This window comes from Streptomyces sp. HUAS MG56 (genome assembly GCF_058673395.1).
On record NZ_CM178722.1, the window covers coordinates 5078614 to 5097292 of the forward strand.

At 72.6% G+C, this 18679-nt stretch carries 19 protein-coding genes; 10 read left to right on the forward strand and 9 right to left on the reverse strand.

Going from position 1 to position 18679, the window contains the following annotated elements; genetic code table 11:
• Positions 1–52 precede the first annotated feature (52 nt).
• The gene (locus AC4OXY_RS23970) at positions 53–1696 is read left to right on the forward strand and encodes a DNA repair helicase XPB (protein ID WP_356020238.1); all 1644 of its coding nucleotides are present in this window, start codon (positions 53–55) and stop codon (positions 1694–1696) included.
• Between the two features lie 30 nt (positions 1697–1726).
• On the opposite strand, the gene AC4OXY_RS23975 is transcribed toward AC4OXY_RS23970, so the two are convergent.
• The gene (locus AC4OXY_RS23975; RefSeq protein ID WP_356020240.1) at positions 1727–1909 is read right to left on the reverse strand and encodes a hypothetical protein; all 183 of its coding nucleotides are present in this window, start codon (positions 1907–1909) and stop codon (positions 1727–1729) included.
• Between the two features lie 368 nt (positions 1910–2277).
• Here AC4OXY_RS23975 and AC4OXY_RS23980 point away from each other — a divergent pair, with 368 nt between their 5' ends.
• Both AC4OXY_RS23980 and AC4OXY_RS23985 read left to right on the forward strand, forming a co-directional pair.
• Entirely contained in the window at positions 2278–4422 is a 2145-nt protein-coding gene (locus tag AC4OXY_RS23980) for a HelD family protein (protein WP_491991054.1), read from the forward strand.
• Positions 4423–4464: 42 nt separating this feature from the next.
• Positions 4465–5145: a hypothetical protein gene (locus tag AC4OXY_RS23985; protein WP_356020243.1), complete on the forward strand. Its 681-nt coding sequence runs from the start codon at positions 4465–4467 to the stop codon at positions 5143–5145.
• A 21-nt stretch (positions 5146–5166) separates the two neighbouring features.
• On the opposite strand, the gene AC4OXY_RS23990 is transcribed toward AC4OXY_RS23985, so the two are convergent.
• A complete protein-coding gene (locus tag AC4OXY_RS23990; RefSeq protein ID WP_362816806.1) occupies positions 5167–5868 on the reverse strand; it encodes a copper homeostasis protein CutC in 702 nt (233 codons plus the stop codon).
• 139 nt (positions 5869–6007) lie between these two features.
• Between AC4OXY_RS23990 and AC4OXY_RS23995 the strand changes: the two genes are divergently transcribed.
• Together AC4OXY_RS23995 and AC4OXY_RS24000 are read left to right on the forward strand one after the other, a co-directional pair.
• Positions 6008–6649 (forward strand): HD domain-containing protein, encoded by a 642-nt coding sequence (locus tag AC4OXY_RS23995; RefSeq protein ID WP_491991055.1) that lies wholly within the window; start codon positions 6008–6010, stop codon positions 6647–6649.
• Positions 6650–6701: 52 nt separating this feature from the next.
• Positions 6702–7781, forward strand: coding sequence for a GNAT family N-acetyltransferase (locus AC4OXY_RS24000; protein WP_376287748.1), 1080 nt, complete (start codon positions 6702–6704; stop codon positions 7779–7781).
• Here the strand turns inward: AC4OXY_RS24000 and AC4OXY_RS24005 are convergent.
• Together AC4OXY_RS24005 and AC4OXY_RS24010 are read right to left on the reverse strand one after the other, a co-directional pair.
• Complete coding sequence (locus AC4OXY_RS24005; RefSeq protein ID WP_356020251.1) at positions 7763–8044, reverse strand: DUF4031 domain-containing protein; 282 nt, start codon at positions 8042–8044, stop codon at positions 7763–7765. The two genes, AC4OXY_RS24000 and AC4OXY_RS24005, sit on opposite strands and share 19 nt — an antisense overlap.
• Positions 8045–8066: 22 nt before the next feature.
• Entirely contained in the window at positions 8067–8477 is a 411-nt protein-coding gene (locus AC4OXY_RS24010; RefSeq protein ID WP_362816813.1) for a DUF8819 family protein, read from the reverse strand.
• A gap of 56 nt (positions 8478–8533) precedes the next feature.
• Here AC4OXY_RS24010 and AC4OXY_RS24015 point away from each other — a divergent pair, with 56 nt between their 5' ends.
• The 4 genes from AC4OXY_RS24015 to AC4OXY_RS24030 are packed head-to-tail and all read left to right on the forward strand — an operon-like array spanning position 8534 to position 12167.
• Positions 8534–9439 carry a MurR/RpiR family transcriptional regulator gene (locus AC4OXY_RS24015; protein ID WP_356020255.1) on the forward strand — a complete coding sequence of 302 codons (906 nt, stop codon included), beginning with the start codon at positions 8534–8536 and terminating at the stop codon, positions 9437–9439.
• A 42-nt stretch (positions 9440–9481) separates the two neighbouring features.
• On the forward strand, positions 9482–10405 hold the full coding sequence (murQ, locus tag AC4OXY_RS24020) for an N-acetylmuramic acid 6-phosphate etherase (protein WP_491991056.1): 924 nt from the start codon (positions 9482–9484) through the stop codon (positions 10403–10405).
• A 16-nt stretch (positions 10406–10421) separates the two neighbouring features.
• Positions 10422–11834 carry a PTS transporter subunit EIIC gene (locus tag AC4OXY_RS24025; RefSeq protein WP_491991057.1) on the forward strand — a complete coding sequence of 471 codons (1413 nt, stop codon included), beginning with the start codon at positions 10422–10424 and terminating at the stop codon, positions 11832–11834.
• Between the two features lie 39 nt (positions 11835–11873).
• Positions 11874–12167, forward strand: a complete 294-nt coding sequence (locus AC4OXY_RS24030; protein ID WP_356020262.1) for a hypothetical protein — start codon at positions 11874–11876, stop codon at positions 12165–12167.
• Between the two features lie 25 nt (positions 12168–12192).
• Here AC4OXY_RS24030 and AC4OXY_RS24035 read toward each other — a convergent pair whose 3' ends face one another.
• Both AC4OXY_RS24035 and AC4OXY_RS24040 read right to left on the reverse strand, forming a co-directional pair.
• Complete coding sequence (locus tag AC4OXY_RS24035; protein WP_356020264.1) at positions 12193–12843, reverse strand: class I SAM-dependent methyltransferase; 651 nt, start codon at positions 12841–12843, stop codon at positions 12193–12195.
• Positions 12840–12998 carry a hypothetical protein gene (locus AC4OXY_RS24040; RefSeq protein ID WP_491994822.1) on the reverse strand — a complete coding sequence of 53 codons (159 nt, stop codon included), beginning with the start codon at positions 12996–12998 and terminating at the stop codon, positions 12840–12842. Before AC4OXY_RS24040 ends, AC4OXY_RS24035 begins: the two co-directional genes overlap by 4 nt.
• 336 nt (positions 12999–13334) lie before the next feature.
• Between AC4OXY_RS24040 and AC4OXY_RS24045 the strand changes: the two genes are divergently transcribed.
• Positions 13335–13907 (forward strand): hypothetical protein, encoded by a 573-nt coding sequence (locus AC4OXY_RS24045; RefSeq protein ID WP_356020267.1) that lies wholly within the window; start codon positions 13335–13337, stop codon positions 13905–13907.
• Here AC4OXY_RS24045 and AC4OXY_RS24050 read toward each other — a convergent pair.
• The 3 genes from AC4OXY_RS24050 to groL all read right to left on the reverse strand — a co-directional run bounded on the left by AC4OXY_RS24050 (position 13902) and on the right by groL (position 18493).
• Positions 13902–15428, reverse strand: a complete 1527-nt coding sequence (locus AC4OXY_RS24050; RefSeq protein WP_491991058.1) for a carboxylesterase/lipase family protein — start codon at positions 15426–15428, stop codon at positions 13902–13904. The two genes, AC4OXY_RS24045 and AC4OXY_RS24050, sit on opposite strands and share 6 nt — an antisense overlap.
• 87 nt (positions 15429–15515) lie before the next feature.
• The gene (locus AC4OXY_RS24055; protein ID WP_356020272.1) at positions 15516–16643 is read right to left on the reverse strand and encodes an NADH:flavin oxidoreductase; all 1128 of its coding nucleotides are present in this window, start codon (positions 16641–16643) and stop codon (positions 15516–15518) included.
• A 227-nt stretch (positions 16644–16870) separates the two neighbouring features.
• Positions 16871–18493, reverse strand: coding sequence for a chaperonin GroEL (gene groL / locus AC4OXY_RS24060; protein WP_356020274.1), 1623 nt, complete (start codon positions 18491–18493; stop codon positions 16871–16873).
• Between the last annotated feature and the right edge of the window lie 186 nt (positions 18494–18679).

Genomic DNA, 18679 nt, shown 5'->3' on the forward strand with positions numbered 1-18679 from the left:
CTGGACGTTTGGCCGACATGTACTCGGCCTGAGTGGAAAGGGTGTGCCGCGCGTGAACGGACCGCTGATCGTCCAGTCCGACAAGACCCTGCTCCTGGAAGTCGACCACGAGCGGGCCGACGACTGCCGACGGGCCATCGCGCCGTTCGCCGAGCTGGAGCGGGCGCCGGAGCACATCCACACCTACCGGGTCACGCCGCTCGGGCTGTGGAACGCGCGGGCGGCCGGGCACGACGCCGAGCAGGTCGTGGACGCGCTCGTGCAGTACAGCCGGTACCCGGTGCCGCACGCGCTGCTGGTCGACATCGCCGAGACCATGGACCGCTACGGTCGGCTGACCCTGTCCAAGCACCCCACCCACGGACTGGTCCTCACGAGCACCGACCGGCCCGTGCTGGAAGAGGTGCTGCGGTCCAAGCGGATCGTCCCGCTGGTGGGCGCCCGGATCGACCCGGACAGCGTCGCCGTGCACCCGTCCGAACGCGGGCAGATCAAGCAGGTACTGCTGAAACTGGGCTGGCCGGCCGAGGACCTCGCCGGGTACGTCGACGGCGAGGCGCACCCGATCGAGCTGCTGGAGGACGGCTGGGCGCTGCGGCCGTACCAGAAGCAGGCCGTGGAGAACTTCTGGCACGGCGGCAGCGGTGTGGTCGTCCTGCCGTGCGGTGCCGGAAAGACGCTGGTCGGGGCCGGGTCGATGGCCCAGGCGAAGTCGACGACCCTGATCCTCGTCACGAACACCGTCTCGGCCCGGCAGTGGAAGCACGAGCTGGTGAAGCGGACCTCCCTGACCGAGGACGAGATCGGCGAGTACAGCGGGACGCGCAAGGAGATCCGGCCGGTCACCATCGCCACGTACCAGGTGCTGACGACGCGGCGGAAGGGCGTCTATCCGCACCTGGAGCTCTTCGACTCCCGGGACTGGGGGCTGATCGTCTACGACGAGGTGCATCTGCTGCCGGCTCCCGTCTTCAAGTTCACGGCGGACCTTCAGGCCCGGCGCCGTCTCGGCCTGACGGCGACGCTGGTGCGCGAGGACGGCCGCGAGTCGGACGTCTTCTCGCTGATCGGCCCCAAGCGGTTCGACGCGCCCTGGAAGGAGATCGAGGCGCAGGGCTACATCGCGCCCGCCGACTGCGTCGAGGTGCGGGTCAACCTGACCGACTCCGAGCGGCTCGCGTACGCCACCGCCGAGACGGAGGAGAAGTACCGCTTCTGTGCGACGACGGACACCAAGCGGAAGGTCACCGAGGCGATCGTGCGCCGGTTCGCCGGGCAGCAGATCCTCGTCATCGGGCAGTACATCGACCAACTCGACGAGCTGGGCGAGCACTTGAACGCCCCGGTCATCAAGGGCGAGACCTCCAACGCCCAGCGCGAGAAGCTCTTCGACGCCTTCCGCGAGGGCGAGATCAGCGTGCTGGTCGTCTCGAAGGTCGCGAACTTCTCCATCGACCTGCCGGAGGCGACGGTCGCGATCCAGGTGTCCGGCACGTTCGGTTCGCGGCAGGAGGAGGCACAGCGGCTCGGCCGCGTGCTGCGCCCGAAGGCCGACGGCCACCAGGCCCACTTCTACTCGGTGGTCGCCCGCGACACGATCGACCAGGACTTCGCCGCCCACCGCCAGCGCTTCCTGGCGGAACAGGGCTACGCCTACCGCATCATGGACGCGGACGAGATCCTCGCGGAGGGCTGAGGCGACGGCGCACCGGCGGGTTCGGGGCCGTCACCGACGGCGTATGCCCGCTTCCTCGCCGTACTCGCCAAGGATGATCACGTTGAAGGCGGCCTCCGCGAACACCTTGAGGGCGCGCAGGGCGTTGCCGAGCGGGTGGTGGTGGGGGCCGTCCGTCGCCGTGGCACCCGACGGGGGCCGGGCGGGGGCCGGAGAGATGCTTGCTGCGCTCATGTCTCCATGGTGGCTCCGCGGACACCTGACCCGCATCGGTCTCCAGGGCCAGTTATGGGCGGCTCGGACTAGACCTCCGGGTGGACCTCGCCCCCTACTCCAAGGGGGACGGGTCCCCTAGGGTGCCGCGATGCGTCTGCCGGACCGGGAGTACCTGAATCTGCACGAGCCCGGAAGCGTGCGGGCGTTGCTGGACGAGGCCCTGGCGCGTGGGCTGTTCCCGGCGGCGGAAATTCATTGGCGCTCGTCTCCCCGCCCCGACTAAAATCCCCTCTCTTGCCCGCCTCCCCTCAGCGGAGTGCCGCCGCCCGGTCGGTAACCGTGCGGCATCGTCGTAGCCACCCAGCAGGTCTACCGGAGGCACCCCCTTGTCCACGCCCGCCCAAGAGCCGCTCGACGCCCCGTCCGCCGCCCCGGCCGACGACCCGCTCGCCCGGGAGCGCGCCCATCTGACGTCCTCCCGTGCCGCGCTGCGCGCCATGCGCGAGGACGTGGAGGCGCTGGACATCAAGGACGTCGCCGCGAACTGGGTCAACGCCCAGGTGCTGGCCCGCCAGATCGACGACCGGATCAAGGCGCTGGCCGACCTGAGCGACACCCCGCTGTTCTTCGGCCGGCTGAACTACCTCCACGCGCCGGGCGCGGACCGGGCCGAGGGCGCGGAGGAATCAAAAAAGAGGCGCGAAGCGCCTTCCTTGCAAGGGCGGCGGTGGGAGACGGGCGGGCAGTTCTACATCGGGCGCCGGCATGTGCACGACCACGACGGTGACCCCATGGTCATCGACTGGCGCGCACCGGTCTCGCAGCCGTTCTACCGCGCCTCCAAGAAGGACCCGATGGACGTCGGGCTGCGCCGCCGCTTCGGCTACACCGGCGGCGAGCTCACGGCGTACGAGGACGAGCACCTGTCCGACCCCGAGGAGAGCGCGAAGACCAGCAAGCTCCTCCAGCAGGAGATCGAGCGGCCGCGCGTCGGCCCCATGCGGGACATCGTGGCCACCATCCAGCCCGAGCAGGACGAGATCGTCCGCTCCGGGCTGGGCGGCACCGTCTGCGTCCAGGGCGGGCCCGGTACCGGAAAGACCGCCGTCGGACTGCACCGGGTCGCCTACCTCCTCTACGCCCACCGGGAGCGGCTGGCCCGCACCGGCACCCTCGTCATCGGGCCGAACAAGTCCTTCCTGCACTACATCGAGCAGGTGCTGCCCGCGCTGGGCGAGCTGGCGGTGCAGCAGGCCACCGTGGACGACCTGGTGGCGCACGTGGAGGTGCGCGGCGCGGACGAGGCGGCGGCGGCCGTGATCAAGGGCGACGCCCGGATGGCCGAGGTGCTGCGCCGGGCGCTGTACGCGCACGTGAGCATGCCGACGGAACCGGTCGTGGTGGTGCGCGGCTCCCGTCGCTGGCGCGTACCGGCGTACGAACTGGAAGACGTCGTACGGGAGTTGCTGGAGCGCGACATCCGGTACGGCGCCGCCCGCGAGGCGCTGCCGCAGCGGATCGCGCACGCGGTGCTGGTGCAGATGGAGCGGGCCGGTGAGGCGCCGGACGACCGGGTGCAGGACGCGGTGGCCCGCAACAGTGCGGTCAAGGCGGCGGTGAAGGCTCTCTGGCCGGTGGTCGACCCGGCGAAGCTCGTGCTGCGCCTGCTGACGGACGCGGACTTCCTCGCCGAGCACGCCGAGGGGATCCTCGACGAGGACGAGCAGAAGACGATCCTGTGGGACAGGCCGGTGCGCAGCGTGAAGTCGGCCAGGTGGTCTCCGGCCGACGCGGTGCTGATCGACGAGACGGCCGACCTGATCCAGCGCACCCACTCGCTCGGCCATGTCGTGCTGGACGAGGCGCAGGACCTGTCCCCGATGCAGTACCGCTCGGTGGGCCGCCGCTGCACCACCGGCAGCGCGACCGTCCTCGGCGACCTGGCCCAGGGCACCACCCCGTGGGCGACCCGGAGTTGGGACGAGGCGCTGGCCCACCTCGGCAAGCGCGAGGGCGTGATCGAGGAGCTGACGGCCGGTTTCCGTGTGCCGACGGACGTCATCGCGTACGCCTCCCGGCTCCTGCCGCACATCGCGCCCGGCCTCACCCCGGTCGCCTCGGTCCGTGAGAACCCCGGTTTCTTCGAGGTCCGCGCGATCACGGACACCGCCGAAGTCGTCGCCGCGTGCGAGGAGTTGCTGGGCAACGAGGGCTCGACGGGCCTGATCGCGGCCGACGCCCGGATCCCGGCCCTGGCCGAGGCCCTGACGGCGGCGGGGATCACGTATCTCGCCCCCGGCGAGGAGACCACCCGCGAGACCCGCCTCACCCTGGTCCCGGCCTCCCTCGCCAAGGGCCTGGAGTACGACTACGTCGCCCTGGACGAGCCCCAGGCCGTGGTGGACGGCGAGCCGGACGAACGGACGGGCCTGCGGCGGCTGTACGTGGCGCTCACGCGAGCGGTGTCCGGGCTGATCGTGACGCACGCTGCACCGGTGCCTGCGCAACTCGCCGAGAGGAACGGTGAGTAGGGTTCTGCTCCGTTCCGCCACGTCCCCATGGAAAGGCCTCCGTTGAGCACACCGCCGTCCCCGCATCCCGGTTACCCGCAGGCGCCGGGTCCGTACCAGCAGCAGCCGGGTGCGTATCCGCAGCAGCCGGGTCCGTACCAGCAGGCTCCCGGGCCCTACGCGCAGGCGCCCGGGGCGTACCAGCAGCCCGCCCCCGGGCCGTACCAGCAGGCGGCCCCCGCGCCGTACCAGCCCCAGCAGGCGCCCGGCGGCTACGGCCAGCCCCAGGCGCCGTACCAGCAGGGACCCGGCGGCTACGGCCAGCAGGCTCCCTACCAGCAGGCGCCCGCCGGACCCGGCTGCGACGTGTGCGGGGCCGGGCCGGCCACGCGGGTGACGATCCGCGGCCACCAGGGCTTCCTGATCGTGATGCGGAACCTGTGGCGGAAGGGCACCTTCTGCCAGACCTGCGCGCTCGCCGTGTTCCGCAAGATGCAGTCGGACACGATGGTGCAGGGCTGGTGGGGCCCGATGTCGGTGATCATCACGCCCATCACGCTGCTGATCAACCTCTTCGCCCTGTCCAAGATCCGCAAGCTCCCCGCCCCGGTGGCCCCCATGGGCCCCGGCCTGGACCCGGGCAGCCCGGTCCTGCGCCGCCCGGCGGGAATGTTCGGCCTGCTCCCGCTGAGCGGCTTCGTCCTCGTGTTCCTGTTCGTCCTGGTCGCGCTCGCGACCGCGTGACACCGGTGGGCGGGGCAGGTCCTACTCCCCGTCCACCGCCGTCCGCCATTCCCGCACAGCCTCCTCGGAAACGGGCCCGGCCCAACCCGCGGAGCGAGCCGCGCCGCCGATGTGGAACGCGTCGATCCCCGCGTTCCGCAGCGGGCGGACATGCTCCAGGCGCAGCCCGCCGCCGACCAGGACCGTCTGGTCGTACCCGGGCTCGCCGCGGCGTCCCGCCTCCGCGACCAGCGTCGCCAGTCCCTCGTCCACGCCGCCGGCGGCGCCCGCCGTGAGGTAGGTGTCCAGGCCGGGCAGGTCGGCGAGCTGTTTGCGCAGGGCGTCACGGTCGGCGGCGCGGTCGATCGCCCGGTGGAAGGTCCAGGCGCAGCCGTCCAGGGCGGCGACCACCCGCTCCACCGCGGCCAGGTCCACCGCGCCGTCCGCGTCGAGGAAGCCGAGCACGAACTGGTCGGCGCCGGCCGCCCGCATCTCGCCCGCCGCCCGGACCAGAGCGGCGACGTCCTCGGCGGTTCCCGCCGCGAACCCGTCCGACAGCCTCAGCATCACGCGCAGGTCGATGTCGACGGCGGCCCGGATCCCGGCGACGGTGGCGGGCGCGGGGGTGAGCCCGTCGGCCGCCATCTCGGTGACCAGCTCCAGGCGATCCGCGCCTCCCGCCTGGGCGGCGACCGCGTCCGCCACGTCGAGCGCGATCACCTCCAGGACTGCACGCTTGCTCATGGCACCCCATTCATCGCGGCTACAGGTCCAGGTATCCAAGTACAGCTCTAGAGGTCTAGTCCAATCCAAAGGGTACGCCCTGCCCCACCCCGTGGCCGACCGCACCGGCGACGAGCCACCCGCACGCCACAATGGGCCCATGGCCGACCTCGACGCCCTGCGCCTCCGCTTCGCCCGCGCCCTGGAAGCCGCCCGCGCCCCCGGCGGCCCCGACCCCGCGCCGTACGCCGACAACCTGCTCGTCCGCTGGCAGGAGCCGCAGCGCCGGTACCACACGGTGACCCACCTGACGGCGGTGCTCGACCACGTCGACGTCCTCGCGGACCACGCCGCCGACCCCGACGTCGTACGGCTGGCCGCCTGGTTCCACGACGCCGTCTACCTGCCCGAGCGCTCCGAGAACGAGGAGCGCTCGGCGCGGCTCGCCGAGCGCGCGCTCCCGGAGGCGGGGGTGTCACCGGAGAAGACCGCCGAGGTGGCCCGGCTGGTCCGGCTCACCGTCACGCACGACCCGGCCGGCGACGACCGCGACGGCCAGGTGCTGTGCGACGCGGACCTCGCGATCCTGGCCGCGCCCCCGTCGGCGTACGCCGTCTACGCCGCCGAGGTGCGCGAGGAGTACCACTTCGTGCCGAACGACGCCTTCCGGGAGGGCCGCTGCGCGATCCTGCGCCAACTCCTCGCACTGCCACGGCTGTTCCACACCCCGTACGGCCGCGCGCACTGGGAGGCCACCGCCCGCTACAACCTCGGATCCGAGCTGGAATTGCTGTCGACCTGAGCCGGCGCTCCCGCTTACAGTGCGCCCCATGCGAACGATCAGCGGGGATGATGTGAAGCGAGCCGTAGCGAGCTGCACGGCGGCGCTGCGGCAGGCGGCGGACCGGGACTGGACGGCCGTCAAGGCGGGCCGGGTGGAGTGGAGTTGCCACGCCACCGCGTTCCACATCGCCGAGGACTGCCTGGGCTACGCGGGCAACCTCGCCGGACGCGCCCGGGACGCGTACGTCCCCTTCGAGATCACCCTCGAAGAGGGCACCGACAACACCGGCCTGCTGCACGTGATCGAGACGACCGGCGCACTGCTCGCCGCCACCGTCGACACCGCCCCGCCCGGCGTGCGCGCCTTCCACCCCTACCCGTTCCGCAGCGCCGACCGCGAGGGCTTCGCGGCGATGGGCATCGCCGAGGTGCTGCTGCACACCCACGACATCGCCGAGGGCCTCGGACTCCCCTACGCACCGGACGAGGACCTGGCCGAATCCGTCCTGACCTGCATCTTCCCGCAGGTCCAGCCCGGCCCCGCGCCCTGGCCGACCCTGCTGTGGGCCACCGGCCGGGGCGAGCTGCCCGGCCGCGCCCCGGTCACCGACTGGCGCTGGCACAACAACCTGGTCGTCCCGGCCGAGCGGTTCGACCTGGTCGGCATCCGCCCGGCCGCCGCCCGCGACCTGCGCCTCGGCGGCGACGGCGGCTTCGACTGGATCGAGGGCGGCCCCTACGAGGGCACCCGGGACGCTTCCGGCTTCCTGGTGAAGGCGTACGAAGCGGGCACGCACCGGCCGGAGTTCGGGGTCTTCGCCCTCGTCCGGCACGAGGACGGCCGCGCCATCGGCGGCATGGGCTTCCACGGCGCTCCGAACGAGGAGGGCTGGGTCGAGGTCGGCTACGACCTCGCCGAGGGCGCCCGGGGACACGGCTACGCCACCGAGGCGCTGCGCACCCTGACCGAGCGGGCGCTGGCCCGGGACGACGTCTCGATGGTCGTCGCGACCATCGAGCACACCAACATCCCCTCGCAGCGGGTGGTCTCCCGGGCCGGCTTCACCCGGGCCACGCCGGAGGAGGAGCGGACCGCCCGGACCGAGCACGGCATGGAGGAGGGGCTCGGGCTCTACCTCCGCCGCGCCTGATCCCCCCTGCGCTTACGCCGTCGCAGCCCCGAGGCGTGCAGCAGCCGCACCACCGTGCGGCTGCTGACCTCCACCGCCCCCGCCGCCACCACGTCCGCGTACCGGCGCTCCGGGACGTCGTAGTGGTCGCCGTCGAAGGCGCGGTGGGGGATGTCCAACTTCGCGGCGAACGCGTGCAGTTCGTCGTACGACACATCGCTGACCAGATGCGACCACAGGCGCCCGTGCCCGGGCCAGACGGGCGGGTCGATGTAGAGGGTCACAGGGTCACCGGCGCCTCACGCCTCACGACGAGGCCGCCGGGCCGGCGGCCGAGCCCAGGGAGCCGACCGCCGCGACCTTCACGCCCGCCTTGTGGCAGACCCAGTGCGGATCGGGGCCCAGCTCGGGCTCCACGTCGAGGGCGTGCGGATCGCCCGAGCCGCACACCGGGCACAGCGGCCAGCGGCCGTACCGCTCCAGCAGCGCGTCCTGTACGTCCTGCGCGACCAGCCCCGCGACGAAGGCCGCCCCGTCCGGCCACTGCTCGACCCACCAGCGCCGCTCCGCCACGGAGTCCTCGACCAGCGAGACCACGTCCGCGTGCGCGACCTCGCCCGCGACCAGATCGGCCAGCACCCGCGCGCGGGCGGCGTGCAGGGCCTGTTCGAGGGGGGTGACGGGACGGGCCGGGTGGGCGGGATCGACGGGGTCCATGGAACCCATTGTGCGCACTCTTGACCACCACACCGAACCGAAAATATCTTTCATATGTGACCCAGGACGTGAAGGAAAGTTTCGGCAGTCCGGGCGGATCCCTCGCCGCGAAGGTGCGCACCCTCGCCCCTTCCATGACCCGGTCCATGCACCGCGTCGCCGAGGCCGTCGCGAACGACCCGGCCGGCTGCGCCGCCCTCACGGTCACCGGCCTCGCCGAACTGACCGGCACCAGCGAGGCCACGGTCGTGCGCACCGCCCGCCTGCTCGGCTACCCGGGATACCGGGACCTGCGGCTCGCCCTCGCCGGGCTGGCCGCGCAGCAGCAGTCGGGCCGGGCACCGGCCATCACGACCGACATCGCGGTGGACGACCCCATCGCCGACGTCGTCACCAAGCTGGCCTACGAGGAGCAGCAGACCCTCGCCGACACCGCCGCCGGGCTCGACACCGCCCAGCTCGGCGCCGCCGTCACCGCGCTGGCGGGCGCCCGCCGCACGGACGTGTACGGCATCGGCGCCTCCGGCCTCGTCGCCCAGGACCTCACCCAGAAGCTCCTGCGCATCGGCCTCATAGCCCACGCCCACAGCGATCCGCATCTCGCCGTGACCAACGCGGTGCAGCTCCGCCCGGGCGACGTGGCGATCGCGATCACCCACTCCGGCTCGACGGGGGACGTCATCGAGCCGCTGCGGGTCGCGTTCGAACACGGGGCGGCGACCGTCGCGATCACCGGCCGGCCCGACTCGCCGGTCACCCAGTACGCCGACCACGTACTGACCACGTCCACCTCACGGGAGAGCGAGCTGCGCCCCGCCGCGATGTCCTCGCGGACGAGTCAACTGCTCGTGGTGGACTGCCTGTTCGTGGGTGTGGCCCAGCGGACGTACGAGACGGCGGCGCCCGCGCTGGCCGCGTCGTACGAGGCGCTGGCTCACCGGCATCGCACCAACCCCAGGTGAGTAACCGCACGCGATCCCGAACCTGAGAGAGCCGCTCCCCTCATGACCTCCCATGACCTGCGCAGCCAGCTGGCCTCCCTGACCACCGAGGCCTTCCGCCCCGAACTCGCCGACATCGACCGCCTGCCCACCCCCGACCTCGCCCGCCTGATGAACGGCGAGGACGCCGCCGTGCCCACGGCCGTCGCCCGACGCCTCCCGGAGATCTCCGCCGCCATCGACGCCGTCGCCGCACGGATGGCGCGCGGCGGCCGGCTGATCTACGCCGGCGCCGGTACGGCGGGCCGGCTCGGCGTCCTGGACGCCTCCGAGTGCCCGCCCACCTTCAACACCGACCCCGCCCAGGTCGTCGGCCTGATCGCGGGCGGCCCCACGGCCATGGTCACCTCGGTGGAGGGCGCCGAGGACTCCACGGAGCTGGCCCGCCAGGACCTGGACGCGCTGAAGCTCACGCCCGATGACACCGTTGTCGGCATCTCCGCCTCCGGCCGCACCCCCTACGCGATCGGCGCCGTCGCACACGCCCGCGCGCAGGGCGCCCTGACCATCGGTCTGGCCTGCAACGAGCACAGCGCGCTCGCGGCCGCCTCCGAGCACGGCATCGAGGTCGTCGTCGGACCGGAACTGATCACCGGCTCGACCCGCCTGAAGGCCGGCACGGCCCAGAAACTCGTCCTGAACATGCTGTCGACGATCACGATGATCCGGCTCGGCAAGACGTACGGGAACCTGATGGTCGACGTCCGGGCCTCCAACGACAAGCTCCGGGCCCGCTCCCGCCGCATCGTCTCCCTCGCCACCGGCGCGGGGGACGACGAGATCGAGCGGGCGCTCGCCGAGTCCGGCGGCGAGGTGAAGAACGCCATCCTGGCCCTCCTCGCCGGCGTCGACGGCCCCACGGCCGCCCGCCTTCTGGAGGAGTCCGGCGGCCATCTGCGTGCCGCGCTGGCGCACGCGCCCCGCTGACCCGCACGCTCGGGGCGTGCGCATCGACCCCGCCTCCACCGCGACCGCCGTCCTCACCCTGGTCGGCGGCCCGGCCAATGTCACCTCCGTGACCCACTGCATGACCCGCCTCCGGCTGGCCCTCGCCGACCCGACGGCGCTGGACGAGGCGGGCCTGCGGGCGGTCCCGGAGGTGCTGGGCCTGGTCTGCGACGGCCCGCACTGCCAGGTCGTGCTCGGGCCCGGGGTGGTCGAGGAGGTCACGGAGGCGGTGGCAGGGGCGGTGGCGGAGGCGGCACGGGCCGCGGAGGGGGGAGCGGAGCCTTCCGACGGCCGCTCGAAGCAGGGGAGTTCGCAGCAAGGGAGTTCAGAGCAGGAGACGGGCGTCAGGACCGCCCTGCGCCGGGTGGCGAACGTCTTCGTCCCCCTCATCCCCGCCCTGATCGGCTGCGGCATCCTCTCCGGACTCAACGGCCTTCTCCTGAACGCCGGCCGGCTCTCCTCCCTCTCCCCCGCCCTGTCCGCCATCGCCTCCGCCTTCCTGGCGCTGATCGCGGTGTTCGTCGGCATCAACACGGCGCGGGAGTTCGGCGGCACCCCGGTGCTCGGCGGTGCCGTCGCGGCCGTCGTCGTGTACCCGGGCGTGGCGAAGGTGACGGTGTTCGGGGCCCACCTGTCCCCCGGCCAGGGCGGCGTGCTCGGCGCCCTCGCCGCCGCGCTCCTGGCCACCCGCGTGGAGAAGTGGGTACGGGGCCGGGTGCCGGGCGCTCTGGACGTCCTGCTCACGCCGACGGTCACCGTGCTCGTCCCCGGTCTCGTGACGCTGTACGGCCTGATGTACGCGGCCGGTGCGGTGGCGACGGCGATCGGCACCGCGGCGAACTGGCTCCTGACCACGGCCGGCGCGGCGGCGGGCCTGGTGCTGGGCGGCCTGTTCCTCCCCCTGGTGATGCTGGGCCTGCACCAGGCCCTGATCCCCATCCACACCACCCTCATCTCCCAGCAGGGCTACACGGTCCTCCTCCCCCTCCTCTCCATGGCGGGCGCGGGCCAGGTGGGCGCGTCGCTCGCGGTGTACGTCCGCCTGCGCCACGACGGCGAACTGCGGACGACGATCCGCTCGGCCCTCCCAGCCGGCCTGCTCGGCGTGGGCGAGCCCCTGATCTACGGCGTGTGCCTGCCGCTGGGCCGCCCCTTCCTGACGGCCTGCGCGGGCGGGGCCGCGGGCGGGGCGTTCGTCGGCTTCTTCGCGATGCTCGGCACCACGGTGGGCGCGACCGCGATCGGCCCGTCGGGCTGGGCCCTGTTCCCGCTGCTGACGGGCAACAGGGGCGCGGGCGCGGCCGTCGCCGTCTACGCGGGCGGCCTGCTCACCGGCTACGTGGTGGGCTTCGCGGCGACGTACCTCTTCGGCCTTCCGCGCGCCCCCCGGCCGAGCGCCGCCACGTGACGCACGGCGGTGGCCGCTCGTTGCCTCAGCATGACGACGATGAAGCTCCTCGCCACGGCCGCCCTCACCGCCGCCTCCGCCGCCGCGCTGGCCGCCCCCGCCCACGCCGACACCCTGGCCGGCACGGGCACCACGCCCACCGCCAAGGCCGCCCACGACAACGCGCAGTGGACGATCTCCGACACCGCGAAGTGCGCCGACACCCTCGCCGTGGTCCCCGTCCTCAAGGAGGTCTCGCCGCTGCAGGTGCGCGAGAACACCACCGCGTGCGGCGAGGGCAGCCTGATCCGCCCCGGCCACCGGGGCCACCAGGGCCCGCACGGCAACCGCTGAGGGCCTCAGGAGGGCTCGTCGGGCCTTACGGTGCGCGCCACACGAGCGTGTAACGCCAGAAGAGCCGGCGGCGGAGCCGGACCCCGGGAAGGATCCGCCGGGCCTCACGACCGATCTCGGCGAAGGTCATCTCCGGATCCCGGACAGGGGCGGTCATGGAAACGGGCCGGTGCGACGCGACCCGCCCCCGGTTCTTCACCCAGCCGATGAGCGGGTTGAGCGCTACGGCTGCCAGCCCGACCGCGTGGTCCAGAGCCCCTTCCGCCCGCGCACAGCCGACCACGACCAGCGTGCCACCGCTCGCCAACTCCTCCCGGAACCGGACGAGGCTCTCGGCGAGGGGGAGGTGATGGAGTACGGCGACGCAGGTGATGACGTCGTAGGGTCCCGGGGGAAGCTGATCGGGCACCTCGGCGAGTGTGTAGGCGACGGGGGCGTCGGCGGGAGTGGCCTCCCGCGCCCGCTCCAGGATCCCGGCGTCGGCATCGACTCCGACGACCGCCTCCGCCCGCCGCCCGGCCAGCCGCCGCACCAGTTCCCCACTGCCGCACCCCACGTCCAGGGCCCGCCCGGCCCCGCGGGGCAACTGCCGCAGCAGCCAGCGGTGATAGCGGGCGTTGTGGTCCCAGGGGTGGGCGGCGTTGAAGCCGTGCAGTGCCTCGATCAGTCTGCTCAACGACTGCGCCTCTCCCGGTTCACCTGCCGCACCTTGACCCGCAGTTCCTCACCGACGGACATCGCCTTGAGCACGTCCGCCGGCCGCTCGGCGGTACGGACATTGCAGCGCCCCGGATCGACCGACGCAAACGGCTCGTCACTCGCGCCGGTCACCGGACTCGACGTTCGCGCGCGGCGACGTACCGCCGCCGGAGCCGCCACCGGAGGACCGGGCCCGTCCTGTCCCTCTCCGCCGCCGACTGTGCGGAACTCGCCCCGCTGGTGGCGGAGTGGTTCGCCCGGGGGACCACAGACGAGGCCGTACTCCACACCCTGACCGCCGGCCTGCCTCCTCATCGACCACGACAACCAGACCCTCACCGTCTTCAGCGAGCCGACAAGGCCGCTATCAGCAGTCGCTCTCGTACCCTTGGGGATCCTCGGTGGAGCTGCCCGCCCCCGTCGGCTTCACACTGGACACCCAGGAACTCAAGGACTACGCGGACTGACATGAACCACGCCCAGCTCACCGCCCTCGGACGGGCCCTGCGGCTCGTCGGGGAGCACGGGGAGGCGCTCGGCGCCGACACCCCGGACTCCCGGCTGCACGAGATCAAGGCCGATCTGCGCCGAGCGCTCGATCTGCTGGACGAGAGTGTCGCCGCCGGCGCGCCCGCCACCCGGTGTCCCGAGCATCCGCAGGGCCCCGTGGACGAGAGCGCCCCCGACCTGTGCCTGCTGTGCGAGACCCGGCGCCGGGCCGCACGCCGGTCGGAGTATCACGGCGGCGGCAGGACCGAAGCCGCGGCCGCGGCCACCGCGCCCTCCCGCTACGGCGTCCGCGCCGACCGGCCGCAGCCGCAGCAGCGCTGGCTGCCGGAGGCGTGGAACGGCCAGGAGTGGCAGCTGTGCGGCACGCCCCGGCGGGACAAGCGCGAGGCCGAGGCGTATCTCGCCGCCCAGCGCCGCTCGTCCCGGCCCGCCATGGCGTACCGGCTCGTGCACGAGTTCACCGACTACGAGGTGCTCCGCGTGTGGGGCACCCCCGTGCGCGTCGACATCGAGCCGCTGGGCAACCTATAGCAGCGGCAACGCGCCGAACGCGTACCCCTCCCAGATCCGCCTGCTCGCCTCCTCCGGGTACGGCGCCACCCGCTGTTCCGCGTCCAGGACCTGGACCAGGCGGGAGCGGGGGTCGTAGGCCGGCCAGCCCGGGTCGCCGGTGCGGGCGAAGGCCGTCCAGGCGCGCTGGACGAAGGCCGACAGCCGCTCCGCCTCCGGTGTGGGTCTGCCGCCGGGAAAGAGGAGGGCGCCCAGGTCGGCGCCGAACGTGCCGAAGAGCAGCGGGATGTCCAGGCCGTGGCAGGCGCCCAGCGCGCCCGCGGAGTCGGGGGCCGGCCAGGTCAGTTCGTAGACGTGGGCGCGGCCGCCGCCCGTCCGCTGGGCCTCCGCCAGCCGCAGGCTCGGCTGCCCGAACAGCCAGTCCGTCTGGACCCGTTCGAAGAGCTGCTCCGCGCCCCACTCCGGGAAGGCCGAGCGGTACGCCGCCTCGCCCGCTTCCCCGCCCGGTGCGTACAGCCGCAGGGTCCGGGCCGCCAGGTCGTCCGTGATCTTGCCGGACATGCCGGCCATGACCAGGAAGAGGCGGTACTCGTCGCGGTTGTGGCCGACCAGGAGGTCCACGTCCCGCGCCGCGCCCGACGAGAGCGCCTCCCAGGGAGTCGTGGGCAGGACGTCGCCGTCCACCACCGGCGCGAAGGGCACCGAGGTCGGTGCCGCCCGGCCCCAGCGGTCGGTGTACGCCGGCATCTCGATGCCCAGGGTCTGGCCCGCCCGGGTCAGCTCGCGGGGGTCCGTCGCGGCGAGGTCGGCCGCCGTGGGGGTGCGGCCGGCCCGCGCCGCCAGGGACCCGGCGATGTCGCGGGCGAGGTCCGCGGAGAAGAACGTGCCCGGCACGCTCTGGGCGACGGCGCGGCGGAACAGGCCCCGGGCTCTCGGCATGGACAGAAGCGAGGCGACGGAGCCCGCGCCGGCCGATTCGCCGAAGACGGTGACCTGGGAGGGGTCGCCGCCGAACGCCGTGATGTTCTCCTGGACCCACTCCAGGGCCGCCACCTGGTCCAGCAGGCCCCGGTTCGCGGGGGCGTCGGCCCAGAGGGCGAAACCCTCCATGCCCACGCGGTAGTTGAAGGTGACGAGCACCGCGTCGCCCGTGCGGGCGAGCTGCTGGGCGTCGTAGCCCGGCTGGCCGCTGAAGCCGAGTTTGAACGCACCGCCGTAGATCCACACCAGCACCGGACGGGCGGCGGACGGATCCGGGTCCGGGGTCCAGACGTTCAGCGTCAGCCAGTCGTCGCCCTCCGGCTGCCGGGGCTGGGCCGTGCGGCCGAGGAAGCCGGTCTCCTGCGGGGGCGGCGGGCCGAACGCGTACGCCTCCCGGGTGCCCTCCCAGGGGTGGGGCCGGCGCGGTGCCCGGAAGCGGTCCGGGCCGACCGGGGGCGCGGCGAAGGGAATGCCCCGGAACACCGACAGCCCCTGCTCGCGCAGCCCGCGCACCGCCCCGGAGGCGGTGCGCACCACGGGCCCGGACTCGCTCTTCGTCATCGCTCGCTCCCCTGACGTCGGTCTCACCGGTCGTCAGGGGAACGTGCGGCGACGATCACAAGTGCCCGAACGGAGCGACGGACGGCGTCAGCTGAGGGTCTTCAGCGACGCGGCGTCGTACGGCTTCAGCTCGTCGAAGCGGTCGGCGAGCACCTTGGCCGCCCACTCCGGGTCCTGGAGCAGCGCACGGCCGACGGCGACCATGTCGAACTCCTCGGCCTCCAGCCGGTCGAGGAGGTCGTCGATGCTCTTGGTCCCGGAGCCCTCGCCCTGGAACGCCTTGATGAACTCGCCGTCGAGGCCGACCGAGCCGACGCTGATGACCTGCTTGCCGGTGATCTTCTTCGTCCAGCCGGCCAGGTTCAGGTCCGAGCCGTCGAACTCCGGCACCCAGTAGCGGCGGGTGGAGGCGTGGAAGACGTCGACGCCGGCCGCCGCCAGCGGGGTCAGGATGGCCTCCAGCTCCTCGGGGGTCTCGGCGAGGCGGGCCGTGTAGTCCTGCTGCTTCCACTGCGAGTAGCGGAAGATGACCGGGAACTCGGGGGAGACGGCCGCACGGACCGCCGCCACGATCTCCGCGGAGAACTTCGCACGGGCCACCGGGTCGCCGCCGTAGGCGTCGGTACGGCGGTTGGTGCCCTCCCACAGGAACTGGTCCAGGAGGTAGCCGTGGGCGCCGTGCAGCTCCACGCCGTCGAAGCCGATGCGCTCGGCGTCGGCCGCCGCCCGGGCGAACGCGGCGATCACGTCGTCGAGGTCCTGCTGGGTCATCGCCCGGCCGGTGGCCTCGGCGCCCGCGGTGACCAGGCCGGAGGGGCCCATCGCGGGGGCCTCCGGGAAGGGGGCCTCGCCGTCCTTGCGGACCATGCCGATGTGCCACAGCTGCGGGACGATGGTGCCGCCCGCCGCGTGCACGTCCTCGGCGACCTTCGCCCAGCCCGCCAGCTGCTCCTCGCCGTGGAAGCGCGGCACGCGGTCGCTCTGGCCCGCCGAGTCGTGGCCCACGTAGGTGCCCTCGGTGACGATCAGGCCGACTCCGGCGGCGGCACGGCGGGAGTAGTACGAGCGCACGTCCTCGCCGGGTACGCCGCCCGGGGAGAACATCCGGGTCATCGGCGCCATCGCGATCCGGTTCGGCACGGTGAGGCCGTTGAGGGTGATCGGGCGGGACAGGATCTGGGCCGCGCGGGAGGCGGGGGTCGTCGTGGCGGTCACGTAGGGGCTCCTCGGGGGCAGCGGAGTTAACCGGTCGGTATGTGAGCACGCATTGTTGCAGCTCCTTAAGTAAACGGCCTGTGCGCGGGCCCGCATTCCGGTCCGCGATCTACGCTTGTGTGATCCAGGACACGTCCTGGTGCCGCCTCCGGAAACGCCCGAGGGCGGCACCCCCAGCCGGAAGCTGGAAGTGCCGCCCTCGGAGAAGGACAGGTGATCCGGACGGATCAGAAGTCCATGTCACCGCCCGGCATGCCGCCCGGAGCGGCCGCGGCGGCCTTCTCCGGCTTGTCGGCGATGACGGCCTCGGTGGTGAGGAACAGCGCGGCGATGGAGGCCGCGTTCTGCAGCGCGGAACGCGTCACCTTCGCCGGGTCGATGATGCCCTCGGCGATCATGTCGACGTATTCGCCCGTGGCGGCGTTCAGACCGTGGCCGACGGCCAGGTTGCGCACCTTCTCCACGACGACGCCGCCCTCAAGGCCACCGTTGGCGGCGATCTGCTTCAGCGGGGCCTCCAGCGCGAGCTTCACGGCGTTGGCGCCGGTCGCCTCGTCACCCTCCAGGTCCAGCTTCTCGAAGACCGAGGAGGCCTGCAGCAGGGCCACGCCACCACCGGCGACGATGCCCTCCTCGACGGCCGCCTTGGCGTTGCGCACGGCGTCCTCGATGCGGTGCTTGCGCTCCTTGAGCTCCACCTCGGTGGCGGCACCGGCCTTGATGACCGCGACGCCGCCCGCGAGCTTGGCCAGGCGCTCCTGGAGCTTCTCGCGGTCGTAGTCCGAGTCGCTGTTCTCGATCTCGGCGCGGATCTGGTTCACGCGGCCGCCCACCTGCTCCGAGGAGCCGGCGCCGTCGACGATGGTGGTCTCGTCCTTGGTGATGACGACCTTGCGGGCGCGGCCCAGGAGGTCCAGGGTCGCGTTCTCCAGCTTGAGGCCGACCTCCTCGGAGATGACCTCGCCGCCCGTGAGGATGGCGATGTCGCCGAGCATGGCCTTGCGGCGGTCGCCGAAGCCCGGGGCCTTGACGGCGACGGACTTGAAGGTGCCGCGGATCTTGTTGACGACCAGGGTCGACAGGGCCTCGCCCTCGACGTCCTCGGCGATGATCAGCAGCGGCTTGCCCGACTGCATGACCTTCTCCAGGAGCGGGAGCAGGTCCTTGACCGAGGAGATCTTGGAGTTGGCGATGAGGATGTACGGGTCCTCCAGCGCCGCCTCCATGCGCTCCATGTCGGTCGCGAAGTAGGCCGAGATGTAGCCCTTGTCGAAGCGCATGCCCTCGGTGAGCTCAAGCTCCAGACCGAAGGTGTTGCTCTCCTCGACGGTGATGACGCCTTCCTTGCCGACCTTGTCCATGGCCTCGGCGATGAGCTCGCCGATCTGGGTGTCGGCGGCGGAGATGGACGCGGTGGAGGCGATCTGCTCCTTGGTCTCGACGTCCTTCGCCTGCTCCAGCAGGGCGGCGGAGACGGCCTCGACGGCCTTCTCGATACCGCGCTTCAGGGCCATCGGGTTGGCACCGGCGGCGACGTTGCGCAGGCCTTCCTTGACCAGGGCCTGGGCGAGCACGGTCGCGGTGGTCGTACCGTCACCGGCGACGTCGTCCGTCTTCTTGGCGACTTCCTTGACCAGCTCGGCGCCGATCTTCTCGTACGGGTCCTCGAGCTCGATCTCCTTGGCGATGGAGACACCATCGTTGGTGATCGTGGGGGCGCCCCACTTCTTCTCGAGGACGACGTTGCGGCCCTTGGGGCCGAGCGTCACCTTGACGGCGTCCGCGAGCTGGTTCATGCCGCGCTCGAGGCCGCGCCGCGCCTCCTCGTCGAACGCGATGATCTTGGCCATGTGAAGTGGTCCCTCCAGGACTGGGGGTGATTCCTTCGGACCGCGCCCGCGCCCGCGACGGACGGCTCGCCGGCCTGTGGTTCCTTGCCCCACGTGGCCTGCGGGCCTCACCGACCCGGTCCTTCTTTGTCACTCTCACCTTCAGAGTGCTAACGCCAATGATTAGCACTCGCCCCTGTCGAGTGC

Bases quoted from the DNA above. Each gene is read 5' to 3' on its own strand.
- AC4OXY_RS23975 (WP_356020240.1), bottom strand. From the start codon at position 1,909: ATGAGCGCAGCAAGCATCTCTCCGGCCCCCGCCCGGCCCCCGTCGGGT.
- AC4OXY_RS23990 (WP_362816806.1), bottom strand. From the start codon at position 5,868: ATGAGCAAGCGTGCAGTCCTGGAGGTGATCGCGCTCGACGTGGCGGAC.
- AC4OXY_RS23995 (WP_491991055.1), top strand. From the start codon at position 6,008: ATGGCCGACCTCGACGCCCTGCGCCTCCGCTTCGCCCGCGCCCTGGAA.
- AC4OXY_RS24010 (WP_362816813.1), bottom strand. From the start codon at position 8,477: ATGGACCCCGTCGATCCCGCCCACCCGGCCCGTCCCGTCACCCCCCTC.
- murQ (WP_491991056.1), top strand. From the start codon at position 9,482: ATGACCTCCCATGACCTGCGCAGCCAGCTGGCCTCCCTGACCACCGAG.
- AC4OXY_RS24030 (WP_356020262.1), top strand. From the start codon at position 11,874: ATGAAGCTCCTCGCCACGGCCGCCCTCACCGCCGCCTCCGCCGCCGCG.
- AC4OXY_RS24045 (WP_356020267.1), top strand. From the start codon at position 13,335: ATGAACCACGCCCAGCTCACCGCCCTCGGACGGGCCCTGCGGCTCGTC.
- AC4OXY_RS24050 (WP_491991058.1), bottom strand. From the start codon at position 15,428: ATGACGAAGAGCGAGTCCGGGCCCGTGGTGCGCACCGCCTCCGGGGCG.
- groL (WP_356020274.1), bottom strand. From the start codon at position 18,493: ATGGCCAAGATCATCGCGTTCGACGAGGAGGCGCGGCGCGGCCTCGAG.